This window comes from Brucella sp. LJL56, assembly GCF_054871705.1.
Map to the genome: position 1 here is coordinate 1360392 of NZ_JBTXLQ010000001.1, position 12539 is coordinate 1372930.

Consider the following 12539-nt stretch of genomic DNA (forward strand, 5'->3'; position numbering starts at 1 on the left):
ACCTTCCGCCCCCGTGCCATTCAATTGACCGTAATCAACTGCGTCAATCCGCCGAACTTTTCAGCGCTGCGCTCGCGGCCAGAGGCCCGAGAACGGCAAAGAACAGGGTGAGTGCTGCAAGAATGAGAAAGGGCGCCAGAAAGGGCGCATTGTCTACTGTCGCCCCGTGCGAAGCTGATACACCGAAAATGAGCACCGGAATGGTGAGCGGCAGAACGATCACCGATACCAGCAACCCGCCACGCGGCAGCGCCACGGCAAGGGCTGCACCCACAGCGCCGATGAAGGCGATGGCAGGCGTTCCCACCAGAAGCGTCAGCGATGTTGCGCCGATTGCCGATGCGTCCATGTTCATGAACAGGCCCAGCATCGGCGATGCGATCACCAGCGGCAGCACACTTGCCACCCAATGGGCCACGCATTTCACAAAAACCGTGAAGGCCAGCATGTGACTGTCCGCGCCGATCAGCAGCAGGTCGAGCGAACCGTCCTCCCGGTCAGCCTGAAACAGCCGGTCGAGCCCCAGTAGCGTTGCCAGCAACGCGCCGATCCACAGCATGGCCGGGCCGATGCGTGCCAAAAGGTTGAGATCGGGTCCGACACCGAAGGGCATGACGGCAATGACCGCGAGGAAGAACAATATGCCGATCAGCGCGCCGCCACCGGCGCGGAAACTGAGGCGCAGATCTCTTAGGAAAAGCGCCGGCATCAGGCGGCCTCAACTGAATAGGCAGCCATGTCGAGCGAACGCACGCCTTCAAGGCCAAGAGGAATATGCGTTGCAGCGACAATCATGCCGCCTTCCCGCATATGCCCGCGCATGATTTCTGCAAAGCGGGCTTCGGACGCCTTGTCGAGACCGGCGGTCGGCTCGTCGACAATCCAGAGCGGACGATGGCTGACCAGAAGCCTGGCGATCGAAACGCGGCGCTTCTGCCCCGTCGACAGATAGCCGAACGGCAGATGCTCCACACCGGGCAGATCGACCGCCTCCAGCGCCTCATCGATCTCCGCTTGCGCAGCGCCGTTGAACTTCTGCCAGAAGGTCAGGTTTTCGCGCACGCTGAGCGCCGGTTTCATCGCATTCTGGTGCCCGAGGTAATGGCAGGCGGCGCGCACCGGCAAAACCGTGCCATCCTCGCGAAACTCAACCTTGCCTGCTTCGGGCTGAAGCAGGCCGCAGATGATTCGCAGCAGCGTGGACTTTCCCGAACCGTTCGGGCCCGTCACCACCAGCGCCTCGCCTTCACTGAGAGCAAAAGACAGGCCCGCGAAAATCGTTTCGCCGCCTCTTTCACCAGCCAGATTTTCGGCTTCCAGCCGCATTTTATACCCTCTAAGCCCCGATGGATAATTGCCAGATCAATAGAACCGGAACCCCGGAAGGTCTATGGAAAGGCATCGCAACATTTCGCCGCAAGGGGCCGAATTCACGATATTCTGTCTGGAATCGTTTTAGAAAACTCTCTATATGAGGGCTACCACGCCAGCGGTCGGCGTGGAAACCATTTTTGGCCGATCTCAACCTGTTGCCCTTAAGGACGCAGGCATCGGGACGGACAGCGGAAATGACTGCACCCGCACCTTGGCGCGTCCTTGAAACGCAGCAGAGGCGTTCGTCCTGGTTTTCCGGCCAGTAGCATGAAGGACGAACGCAGTGTCGCACATCGACAGCTTTAAATGCCGCAAAACACTTACCGTGGGCGGTAAGGATTATGTTTATTACAGCCTGACCGAAGCCGAAAAGAACGGCCTCGAAGGCGTTTCCAAGCTTCCATTCTCCATGAAGGTTCTGCTCGAGAACCTGCTCCGCTTCGAGGACGACCGCTCCGTCAAGAAGTCGGACATCGAAGCTGTTGCCAAGTGGCTGAACGACCGAGGTTCCGCAGGCGCGGAAATCGCCTACCGCCCGGCCCGCGTGCTGATGCAGGACTTCACCGGCGTTCCTGCCGTCGTTGACCTTGCAGCCATGCGCGACGGCCTCAAGGCGCTCGGCGGCGATCCGGAAAAGATCAATCCGCTCGTTCCCGTCGATCTCGTCATCGACCACTCGGTCATCGTCGACGAATTCGGTAATCCAAGCGCATTCAAGGCCAATGTGGACCTCGAATATCAGCGCAATGGCGAACGCTACCGCTTCCTCAAGTGGGGTCAGCAGGCATTCAAGAACTTCCGCGTCGTTCCTCCAGGCACCGGCATCTGCCATCAGGTGAACCTCGAATATCTGGCCCAGGCTGTCTGGACCAAGGAAGAAGACGGCGAAACTGTTGCCTATCCCGACACCTGCGTCGGCACCGACAGCCACACCACCATGGTCAACGGCCTTGGCGTTCTGGGTTGGGGCGTTGGCGGCATCGAAGCTGAAGCGGCCATGCTCGGCCAGCCGGTTTCCATGCTTCTGCCGGAAGTCGTCGGCTTCCGCCTGACCGGCAAGATCAAGGAAGGCGTGACCGCGACCGACCTCGTTCTCACCGTCACGCAGATGCTGCGCAAGAAGGGCGTTGTCGGCAAGTTCGTCGAATTCTTCGGCGAAGGCCTCGAAAACATGACGCTCGCCGATCGCGCAACCATCGCCAACATGGGTCCGGAATATGGCGCGACCTGCGGCTTCTTCCCGGTTGACCGCGAAACGCTGAACTACATGAACACCACCGGCCGCGACGAGCATCGCATCGAACTGGTCGAAGCTTATTGCCGTGCGCAGGGCATGTGGCGTGACAAGGGTGCAGCCGATCCGGTCTTCACCGACATTCTCGAACTCGACATGGGCGACGTCGTTCCATCGATGGCTGGTCCAAAGCGTCCGGAAGGCCGCATTGCGCTGGAAAATATCGGTTCCGGCTTCGCAACCTCGCTCGAAACGGAATACAAGAAGACCACCGGCCAGACTGCGCGTTACGCCGTTGAAGGCGAAGACTACGATCTCGGCCATGGCGATGTGGCAATTGCCGCCATCACGTCGTGCACCAACACCTCGAACCCGAGCGTGCTGATCGCGGCCGGCCTTCTGGCCCGCAACGCAGTTGCCAAGGGCCTCAAGACCAAGCCTTGGGTCAAGACCTCGCTTGCTCCTGGTTCCCAGGTGGTTGCCGCCTATCTCGAATCCGCTGGACTCCAGAAGGATCTCGATGCGCTCGGCTTCAACCTCGTCGGCTTCGGCTGCACGACCTGCATCGGTAATTCCGGTCCGCTGCCTGCCCCGATCTCCAAGACGATCAACGAAAAGGGCCTGATCGCGGCTGCCGTTCTTTCCGGCAACCGTAACTTCGAAGGTCGTGTTTCGCCGGACGTGCAGGCAAACTACCTTGCTTCGCCGCCGCTCGTCGTTGCTCACGCTCTTGCCGGTACGGTCACCAAGGACTTGACCAAGGAGCCGCTTGGTGAAGATCAGGACGGCAACCCGGTATTCTTGCGCGATATCTGGCCTTCCTCTCAGGAAATCCAGGAATTCATCGCCAAGAACGTCACCCGCAAGATCTTCTCGGAGAAATATGCGGACGTGTTCAAGGGCGACGAAAACTGGCAGGCCGTTCAGGTTCCTGCTGGCCAGACCTATGCATGGGACGACAACTCGACCTATGTGCAGAACCCGCCTTACTTCGTCGGCATGGGCAAGTCGGCCGGCACGATCGGCGACGTCAAGGGCGCCCGCATTCTGGGTCTCTTCGGCGACAAGATCACGACCGACCACATCTCGCCTGCCGGTTCCATCAAGGCGCAGTCGCCGGCTGGCAAGTACCTCATCGACCATGGCGTCGTCATTGCCGACTTCAACCAGTACGGTACGCGTCGCGGCAATCATGAAGTGATGATGCGCGGCACTTTCGCAAACATCCGCATTCGCAACCACATGCTGGGCGAAAACGGACGTGAAGGCGGCTACACCATCCACTATCCGTCGAAGGAAGAAACCTCGATCTATGATGCTGCCATGCAGTACAAGGCCGAGGGCGTGCCGCTCGTCGTCTTCGCTGGTGTCGAATACGGTAATGGCTCTTCGCGTGACTGGGCTGCCAAGGGCACCAACCTGCTCGGCGTCAAGGCCGTGATCGCGCAGTCCTTCGAGCGTATCCACCGTTCCAACCTCGTCGGCATGGGTATTGTGCCTTTTGTCTTCGAGGAAGGCACAAGCTGGCAGACGCTCGGCCTCAAGGGCGACGAAATCGTCACCATCGAAGGTCTTGCCGATGTGCGTCCACGTCAGAAGGTCGAAGCTTCCATCACCTATGCCGACGGCACGGTGAAGAAGGTTCCGCTCATCTGCCGCATCGATACGCTGGACGAGCTCGACTACATGAAGAACGGCGGCATCCTGCAGACCGTTCTGCGCGACCTCGCCGCGTAATCGGCACAGGTTTAAAAATCAGAAGCCGCCGGAGAAATCCGGCGGCTTTTTTATTTTGGAGCAGACATGGACATTATCGGCCTGAACGGATCATTTCCCTGACTTTCACCGCTTTTTCAAAGTGATCGAGGGTATGGGTCTTGATCCACCACTCGGCAGCCTCCATGAGCAGTTCCGGCTCCGTGTTCTTGTTGGCAAAGAAGGCATAGAACGAAATACCGACCTGCTCGCCCTTTTTCGCTATCTTCTCATCGCAAATTACGATGGCTTTTTCTCTCAAGCTCGATCTCATGTTCAACCAGCCTCGTTTCCGCACAATCTGTTGTGGCTGATATTGATAGGAGATTCGCAACCTCTGCGAATCTCACCGCAACGTGAATTCCTATTGATTGCAGGACTTCTTACATAATAGATGTCAGCGACAATTATTGCAGGATGAAACGAAGTGATACTCCACGCCCCTTTCTATGGGACAGGTCCATGGCTTACCGGCGAGCATCTGCCCGGCTGGCGTAGCATCTGTGCCGTTCTGGGGCTGGCATTCACGGGCTGCATCTCCATGCAGGGACAGGCCAAGGCACAGGACAGCAACAAAAAGACCGCCGTTCTGGAGCTTTATACCAGCCAGGGCTGCAAGTCCTGCCCTCAGGCTGACCAGAATTTCGCGAAATATGCCGACGATCCCAATGTTCTGGCGCTGTCGTTCCATGTCAATTACTGGGATTATATGGGATGGCGCGACACGCTTGCCACCCAGGAGAACACCGACCGGCAGAACGCTTATCGCAATTCCTTCAATGCGCGCATGATCTATACGCCGCAGGCTATCATCAATGGCACGGCGGAAGTCAACGGTCGCGACGGTGAAGCCGTACAGGCGCAAATTGCCGCCAACAAGCTGGATGTGCCGGTTTCGATCACACAGCTCGATGATGGGCGCCTGTCCATTGAAATCGGCGCAGGCAAGAAACCGGAAGCGCCTGTGCATGTGGTGCTGTTCTATTTCCGCGATTCCGTGACCATTCCTATCACCGAGGGTGAAAATGCCGGTCAGGCTGTCACCTATCGCAATACGGTTCGCGATACGAATACGATTGGCATGTGGGATGGCAAGCCGCTGAAGATCGAAATCCCGGCTTCGGAACTGAAGCGCAAGGACGTTTCGGGCTGTGCCGTGGTGCTGCAGGAAACCCGCGACGACAACTCGCTCGGCCCCATCCATGGCGCAGCCATGTTCAAGCAGAAGAAGCCGATCGGCCTCTGAGCTTTCTGCGGTCCTCACCGCTCCCGCGTGATTTACAGCGAGAAATGCGCGTCGATCAGATCGAACAGATTTTCATTTTGGGCTGATGTAGTGTCGGGCACCTGGGCGCGTGTTGCAACTTGGTTCAGCGGAGGCTGGAGAAGGTTGGTTCGGCTCGGGCAGTCCTTTGGGCGGGGGGCTTGGGGTCGGACATACCCGAACCGAACCGTCTCAGGCAACGTGTAGATGCTGAAGCCATAATCAGGCTGGAATGCGAAGCTGACAAGGCGAAAATGTGGCCGACAATCACCATTGCAAACAGGCATTCTCTTTTCGTGAATAGCTAATATAGGGCCTCTAACCCCTATTTATTGGGGCTTTTCCCGGTGAATAGTTGGTGGCGAAAACGAGCCCGCAGAAGCCTCCCCTTGAAATTGCTTCACAAAAGCATCACCCTGTTGTCATGCGCCGGTTCGGTTCGCTTCTTCGCCATTGCCGAAAATCCAAACCGGTCGCGCGCAGTTTGTTTTTGAGCCTGCCCGGTTTTCGGTCTGCGCTCTGCAAAAGGCTGAAAGGAAGGAAATGGATACGTCAAGCGCAGCGAATGAGGATTTGTCATCCCCTGCTCCCTCGTCTGCTTCGCCAAAGGTCGTTCCTCTCGACCGTACGCGATCTGCTCCCGTCAGTTTCAATCGGCATGAACTCGGCAAAATCCTGAATATCTACGGCCGCATGGTCTCTTCCGGCACGTGGCGCGACTACGCCATCGACCATCTGAGCGACCGCGCCGTGTTTTCCATCTTTCGCCGTGCAAGTGAGGTACCGCTTTTCCGCATCGAAAAGAATCCGAAGCTGGCGCAGAAGCAGGGTGCTTATTCGGTCATCGCTGCAAGCGGGCTTATCATGAAGCGCGGCCACGAGCTGGAGCGCGTGTTGCGCGTGTTCGACAAAAGCCTCAAACTCGTGGAAAGCTGATTTAGGCAGCGACTAACAGAATCATGAAAGCGGTGGCGTACCCGGCTCGATTGAGCGCCCGCCATTGAGCGGTAGCTGCATCAGCACCGTATCGAGCCAGCGTCCGTGCTTGAAGCCGGAACCTTCGATGCGTCCACAATGGGTGAAGCCAAGGCTCTCATGCAGCTTGACCGAACCGATATTGTGTTCGCCGTCGCCGATCACCGCCAGCAATTGTCGGAAACCCAATGCAGCAATACGTTCGATGAGTTCGCGCAGCAAAAGCTTGCCGATACCCTTTCCCTTCGCATCCGGGGCAATATAGATCGAATCCTCCGCAAGCCAGCGGTAGGCAGGCCTGACGCGGAAATAGCTCGCATAGGCATAGCCCAGAACCTGGCCGTCCTCCTCCGCGGCGAGGATTGGAAAGCCCTGCTCTACGAATGCCTCAAAACGCTTGACCATTTCGTCCATTGTCGGCGGCTCGATCTCATAAGAGCCCGCGCCGGTCAGAACGGCTTCCGTATAGATGGCGGTGATTGTTTCGATATCGGCAGGCTGGAAATCACGAATGACAGGCATGGGAGAAACCGGGGGATGATTGTTTGACGGCTGTCAGAATGCACAACGAAATTGTTTTATAAAAGCAAAAAGGGCAGCGTTTCCGCTGCCCTTTTTATTCTGTCACTCTTCAGCCGACTATTCGCGGTTGCCCATGAACTGCAGCAGGAAGGTGAACATGTTGATGAAGTCGAGATAGAGACGCAGCGCGCCCATCACGACCTTGCGGCCATGCGCATCCGAAGAATCGCCTTCGTAGTACATTTCCTTGATCGACTGCGTGTCGTAGGCGGTGAGGCCTGCGAAGATCAGAACACCGATCACCGAGATCGCGAACTGCAGCGCGGTGGAGCCGAGGAAGATGTTGACGACCGATGCCAGGATCAGGCCGAACAGGCCCATGATCAGGAACGAGCCCATGGCGGACAGGTCGCGCTTGGTCGTGTAACCATAGAGCGACAGCGCGCCGAAGGAAGCAGCCGTCACGAAGAAGGTGCGAACGATGCTCTGCCCGGTGAAGACCAGGAAGATCGACGACAGCGACAGGCCGACGAGAGCTGCATAGCCCCAGAAGACGGCATTAGCGGTCGAAACCGAAAGACGTTCGATGCGGAAGCTCAGGAAGAACACTGCCGCGAGCGGCGCAAGCATCACCACCCAGCGAAGCGGGGATGTGTAGAGCGCCACACCGAGACCGGTGAGCATCTTGCCGTTGGCGAGCTGGGCGACGGCTGCGGACGGGTCCGTGGTCGTTGCGAGCGCGGCAACGGCAAATGCGGCAAGGCCGGTAACGGCCAAGCCGATAGCCATCATGTTATAGACGCCGAGCATATAGCTGCGCAGGCCCTGATCAATGCCTGCATCAGCACGAGCGCCGCCTACCGGCCTCTGCTGCGCCTGAATATTGCGAAAGTCAGCCATGACTTAAATCCTCTTGCCATGTCCCGTCCGGTGTCGGGGCGCTCAAAAGGCCGAGCCGCCGCCAGGCGCCGCTGGCGGGACCCCAGCATGCCTGCCTGACATTATGGGGATTTCGGCCTTCGCGTACAAGTACCACCTGTAAAAAAACGTGATACGCGGAATTGTATTCTAAAACACATTCCCCATGCGATCCAAAGGGTTAAGCCTCACATTACAAATGCTTCATATCGTTCTCAACACTTGGGCGGGCTTCTGGCCGAGAATGCGCCATGTCCCTGCCAAGCCGAAACCGACGGTCAGCACCAGCGCCATGGCAACGGTCATCAGCGCGACATCGGGCAGGAAGCTTGCTTTCAGCTTCATGATTTCCACGACGACATACCAGCCCGCCACGCTGCCCGCGACGAGTGCGAAGAGCGCCGTTGCAAGCCCAAGCAGCATATATTCAAGCACATAGGCCGTAATCAGCGTGCCGCGCGTGGCACCCAGCGTCTTCAAAACGACCGCATCGTGGACACGGGCGCGGTTGCCCGCCGCCAGTGCCCCGCCCAGCACCAGAACCGATGCGGCCAGAGCGATGGAGGCCGCAGCGCGAATGGCGGTTGCAAGCTGGCTGATGAGATCATTCGCGACATTGAGCGCATCGGTCACACTGACGGTCGTGACGGCGGGCCATGTCTTGGTGACCTGCCGCAGCACATCAGGCGCCAGGTTCTTCTGGCTGTCGGGAATGGTGAGTGTCGCCAGCCATGTCGCCGGTGCACCGGCAAAGGTATTGGGCGAAAACACCATCACGAAGTTCATCGCAAGCGTTTCCCACTGAACCTGACGGAAACTTGCGATCTTCGCATTGATGTTGCGGCCAAGCACATTGACCGTCACCGTATCGCCGAGCTTGAGGCCCAGTTCCTTGCCCTCGCGCTCCGCGAAGGACACCAGCGGTTCGCCGCTATAATCGGCCGGCCACCATTCGCCTTCGCTCAGCGTCGAGTTATCCGGCACCTTGTCGGCAAAGGTTATGCCGCGATCGCCGCGCAGCACCCAGGCTGCTTCCGGCGGGATGGTCATGTCGCGCACATTGGTGCCGTTGAAGGCAACGATGCGTCCGCGCAGCATCGGACCGGAGGTGAGCTTGCCATCGGGCACGATGCCGCTCACAAGCTTGCTAAAATCGCCAATGTCGCGGTTTTGTATATCGACGAAGAAGAAATCAGGCGCCTGCGCCGGAATGTTTTCCGTCACCTGACGGCGCAGATTGCCATCGATCAGCGCGATTGCCACCATCAGCGTCAGGCCAAGGCCCAGCGAAAGCACCACGGAGGGCGTGAGCGCGCCGGGACGATGGATGTTACCCACTGCCAGCCGAAGCGCTGTCGAACGCACGCGCGGAACCCGGCGGGCAAGCCAGCGTATGCCATCGGCGACAAGCCGCAGCACGCCGAAAGCCGCAATGGCCGAAACGATGAAGATGGCCGCGATGCGCCGGTCATAGGCGACGTAAAGCGCCAGCCCGGCGAGTGCAGCAATCAGCAGAACCGCAAGGCCGAGATATAGCAGTGGTGGCAGGCCACGCTGCTCAAAACCCTGCTCGCGGAAAAGCGCCGTCGCCGGAATATCCCGCGCCCTGCCAAGCGGAATGATCGCGAAGGCAAGCGTGGTGATGAGGCCGAAGACGGCAGCAAGCGCCAACGCACCGGGGAAGAAACCGCCGCCACCGGCGACCGGCAGATAGTTGGCGAGCGCCATGGCAGCGGCATAGGGGATAATCGCCGCCAATATCAGCCCGAGAACGATGCCGATCAGGCCGATCACCATAATCTGCACGAGATAGACAAGCACCGCGAAGCGCGCGGGCGCGCCGAGCGACTTGAAGGTGGCGATCACGCCGCGCTTGCCGTCGAGATAGGCGCGCACCGCATTGGCAACGCCGACACCGCCGACGATCAGTGCTGTCAGCCCCACCAGCGTCAGGAATTGCGAGAAGCGCTCGATATTGGCGCTCAGCGCCGGAGCGGCATTGGCGCGGGAACGGATGTTCCAGCCTGCATCAGGAAAATCGGCGGCAGCCTGCCGCCTGACATCGGCAATTGCTGAATCCGGCGCGCTGCCCGGAAGAGCAACCTTGTAGATATGATCGACAAGGCTACCCGGTTGAATGAGGCCGGAAGCGCGCAGGCCATCCAGCGAAACCAGAAAGCGCGGCGCAAAATTGAAACCCGAGGAAAGCAGGTCCGGCTCGCTCTCGATCAGGCCACGCAGCTCAAACGTCTGCGAACCGAGCAGAACTTTCGCACCCAGCGACAGGTCCATGCGATTGAGAAAATCTTGGGCGACGGCAGCGCCATAAATGCCGTCCTTCTTGATCGTCATGTCAGCGAGCGATTGCTGCGGCTGGACCTTCAACTGGCCATAGAGCGGATAGGCAGCATCGACAGCCTTCACCTCGACCAGCGACTGGTCGGAGCCGTCGGGCATGCGCGCCATGGAACGCATCGTGGCGCTCTCTGCCACCTTGCCCTGCTTTTCGATGAAGGCGCGCTCTTCCGCTGTCACTTCGCGCTGATTGAGCGCAAAGCTGACATCGCCGCCCAGAATGCTCTGGCCTTCCGATGCGATGCCGGTGCTGACCGACCGCGCCACCGAATTGACGCCGCCGATGGCGGCAACGCCAAGCGCGATACAGGCGAGGAAAATATAGAAACCGGTCAGGCCGCCGCGCATTTCACGCAGCGCAAACCGGAGAGCAAGTGAGAACGACCTTGCCGCGCTCATGCGCCAGCCGCCAGCGATTCGAGAACGGAGCCGCCCTGTGCAGGCTCCTCGATCCGGCCCGAGCGCACCGGAATCTCGATGTCGCAGCGCGCCGCAAGCGCCGGGTCATGGGTGACAAGTACCATGGTGAGGCCGTTCTCGCGCTGCTTGGCGAACAGGAGATCGGCAATCTGGCGCCCCGTCGTGGTGTCGAGATTGCCGGTCGGCTCATCCGCGATCAGGATTTTCGGGCTTGGCGCAAGTGCGCGCGCAATCGCAACGCGCTGCTGTTCGCCGCCGGAAAGCTCGGATGGATAATGGGTGAGGCGCTCGCCAAGCCCGACAGCGCGCAATTCGCGCTCCGCCACCTCGAACGCATCTCTGCGTCCGGCAAGTTCCAGCGGCACGGCGACATTTTCAAGCGCAGTCATATTGGGAATGAGGTGAAAGGACTGGAACACGATGCCGATATTGGCACCGCGGAAAGCAGCGGCCTGATCTTCGCTCATCTGGCTGATCGTCTCACCTGCAATCTTCACAGTTCCGTTATCGACATGCTCCAGACCGGCCAGAACCATCAGCAGCGTGGACTTGCCGGAACCGGACGGACCAACGATGCCAGCCGACTGTCCTTGCGCGATTTGAAGGGAAACGCCCTTCAGCACATGCACCGATGAGGCGGCGTGACCAAGGGTCAGATGAACGTTCTCAAGTTCGATAATCGGGCCAACAACCTGTTCCGTCACGCGGTTTTTATCCTATATGAATATTCAGAACCAAACAGCGCGCCACAAATTTGAACTTATGTTGCGCCAATTATTGAAGAGAAGTCCGGCGGGCCAGTTGCCCACAGCCCCTCAAATATGGGTTTTCGACGATGCGTTTCAAACTCTCAATTCCGGCATGGCTTCCGATTTTTGCGGCGATTGCGTCTTTTATGGCGGCAAGTCCCATCATTGCGGCGCATACGCAGGAAGAACCGACCGGTCTCGAAGACGCTCTGCCGACCGAGCAATTATCGCAAGTGAGAATCGTCGGCTTCGGCGACAGCCTCATGGCGGGTTATCTGCTGCCGTCCAATGCCGCCTTTCCGCAGCAGCTTGAAAAGGCGCTCAACGACAAGGGTGTCGAGGTTTCGATCGAGAATGCGGGCGTGTCGGGCGACACGACCACGGGTGGGCTTTCGCGCATCGACTGGTCCGTTCCCGATGGCACCGATCTCGTGATCCTTGAACTTGGCGCCAACGACGCGCTGCGCGGCATCGAGCCCGACATTACCGAAAAGAATCTCGACGAGATGCTGGCGCGCCTCAAGCAGCGCGGCATTTCGGTCATTCTTGCGGGCATGATGGCCCCGCCCAACATGGGCAAGGACTATGCCGCCAAGTTCAACCCGATCTATCCCAAGCTGGCACAGAAATATGGCGTGCCGCTCTACCCGTTTTTCCTCGACGGCGTAGCAACCAGGAAGGATTTTCTGCTCGAGGACGGAATGCACCCCAATGAAAAGGGCGTCGAAACGATGGTGTCCAACTTTATGCCCACTATCGAAAAGAGCCTGACAGAAATACAAAACAAGGGGACATCGGGAGGCTGACGCCGGTCGGGAGCATAAACAGCTTGCTCCCGAACTCAAACTTTGATTCGCTGAGTTTGCATCGGCAAATATCGAATCATCTTCGATGGAACGATGCACTGACTCTCTAAGCTAGAGTGTCCTTTATGCATCCTTTGGATGCCCGGCGCTCTGGCATGGAACGCTTC

At 58.7% G+C, this 12539-nt stretch carries 11 protein-coding genes; 4 read left to right on the plus strand and 7 right to left on the minus strand.

Features of this window, described 5'->3' with window-relative positions; genetic code table 11:
• Positions 1-43 precede the first annotated feature (43 nt).
• Both ccmB and ccmA read right to left on the minus strand, forming a co-directional pair.
• The gene (ccmB, locus tag ACYSN1_RS06530) at positions 44-709 is read right to left on the minus strand and encodes a heme exporter protein CcmB (RefSeq protein ID WP_461724907.1); all 666 of its coding nucleotides are present in this window, start codon (positions 707-709) and stop codon (positions 44-46) included.
• Positions 709-1326, minus strand: coding sequence for a heme ABC exporter ATP-binding protein CcmA (gene ccmA / locus ACYSN1_RS06535; protein ID WP_461724908.1), 618 nt, complete (start codon positions 1324-1326; stop codon positions 709-711). Before ccmA ends, ccmB begins: the two co-directional genes overlap by 1 nt.
• Positions 1327-1657: 331 nt before the next feature.
• Between ccmA and acnA the strand changes: the two genes are divergently transcribed.
• A complete protein-coding gene (gene acnA, locus ACYSN1_RS06540) occupies positions 1658-4345 on the plus strand; it encodes an aconitate hydratase AcnA (protein WP_461724909.1) in 2688 nt (895 codons plus the stop codon).
• A gap of 73 nt (positions 4346-4418) precedes the next feature.
• Here the strand turns inward: acnA and ACYSN1_RS06545 are convergent, their stop codons facing one another.
• Positions 4419-4637, minus strand: coding sequence for a DUF6500 family protein (locus ACYSN1_RS06545; protein ID WP_461724910.1), 219 nt, complete (start codon positions 4635-4637; stop codon positions 4419-4421).
• Between the two features lie 237 nt (positions 4638-4874).
• On the opposite strand from ACYSN1_RS06545, the gene ACYSN1_RS06550 reads away from it, so the two are divergent.
• The gene (locus ACYSN1_RS06550; protein ID WP_461725289.1) at positions 4875-5609 is read left to right on the plus strand and encodes a DUF1223 domain-containing protein; all 735 of its coding nucleotides are present in this window, start codon (positions 4875-4877) and stop codon (positions 5607-5609) included.
• A gap of 561 nt (positions 5610-6170) precedes the next feature.
• A complete protein-coding gene (locus ACYSN1_RS06555) occupies positions 6171-6563 on the plus strand; it encodes a DUF2794 domain-containing protein (RefSeq protein WP_461724911.1) in 393 nt (130 codons plus the stop codon).
• A gap of 21 nt (positions 6564-6584) precedes the next feature.
• Here the strand turns inward: ACYSN1_RS06555 and ACYSN1_RS06560 are convergent, their stop codons facing one another.
• The 4 genes from ACYSN1_RS06560 to ACYSN1_RS06575 all read right to left on the minus strand — a co-directional run bounded on the left by ACYSN1_RS06560 (position 6585) and on the right by ACYSN1_RS06575 (position 11521).
• Complete coding sequence (locus ACYSN1_RS06560; RefSeq protein WP_461724912.1) at positions 6585-7124, minus strand: GNAT family N-acetyltransferase; 540 nt, start codon at positions 7122-7124, stop codon at positions 6585-6587.
• Positions 7125-7241: 117 nt separating this feature from the next.
• Positions 7242-8024 (minus strand): Bax inhibitor-1/YccA family protein, encoded by a 783-nt coding sequence (locus ACYSN1_RS06565; protein ID WP_011982324.1) that lies wholly within the window; start codon positions 8022-8024, stop codon positions 7242-7244.
• Positions 8025-8246: 222 nt separating this feature from the next.
• Entirely contained in the window at positions 8247-10796 is a 2550-nt protein-coding gene (locus ACYSN1_RS06570; RefSeq protein ID WP_461724913.1) for an ABC transporter permease, read from the minus strand.
• The gene (locus ACYSN1_RS06575; RefSeq protein WP_461724914.1) at positions 10793-11521 is read right to left on the minus strand and encodes an ABC transporter ATP-binding protein; all 729 of its coding nucleotides are present in this window, start codon (positions 11519-11521) and stop codon (positions 10793-10795) included. Before ACYSN1_RS06575 ends, ACYSN1_RS06570 begins: the two co-directional genes overlap by 4 nt.
• Positions 11522-11652: 131 nt before the next feature.
• On the opposite strand from ACYSN1_RS06575, the gene ACYSN1_RS06580 reads away from it, so the two are divergent.
• Positions 11653-12372 (plus strand): arylesterase, encoded by a 720-nt coding sequence (locus ACYSN1_RS06580; RefSeq protein WP_461724915.1) that lies wholly within the window; start codon positions 11653-11655, stop codon positions 12370-12372.
• Positions 12373-12539: the final 167 nt, after the last annotated feature.

Bases quoted from the DNA above. Each gene is read 5' to 3' on its own strand.
- ccmB (WP_461724907.1), bottom strand. From the start codon at position 709: ATGCCGGCGCTTTTCCTAAGAGATCTGCGCCTCAGTTTCCGCGCCGGT.
- ccmA (WP_461724908.1), bottom strand. From the start codon at position 1,326: ATGCGGCTGGAAGCCGAAAATCTGGCTGGTGAAAGAGGCGGCGAAACG.
- ACYSN1_RS06545 (WP_461724910.1), bottom strand. From the start codon at position 4,637: ATGAGATCGAGCTTGAGAGAAAAAGCCATCGTAATTTGCGATGAGAAG.
- ACYSN1_RS06555 (WP_461724911.1), top strand. From the start codon at position 6,171: ATGGATACGTCAAGCGCAGCGAATGAGGATTTGTCATCCCCTGCTCCC.
- ACYSN1_RS06560 (WP_461724912.1), bottom strand. From the start codon at position 7,124: ATGCCTGTCATTCGTGATTTCCAGCCTGCCGATATCGAAACAATCACC.
- ACYSN1_RS06565 (WP_011982324.1), bottom strand. From the start codon at position 8,024: ATGGCTGACTTTCGCAATATTCAGGCGCAGCAGAGGCCGGTAGGCGGC.
- ACYSN1_RS06570 (WP_461724913.1), bottom strand. From the start codon at position 10,796: ATGAGCGCGGCAAGGTCGTTCTCACTTGCTCTCCGGTTTGCGCTGCGT.
- ACYSN1_RS06580 (WP_461724915.1), top strand. From the start codon at position 11,653: ATGCGTTTCAAACTCTCAATTCCGGCATGGCTTCCGATTTTTGCGGCG.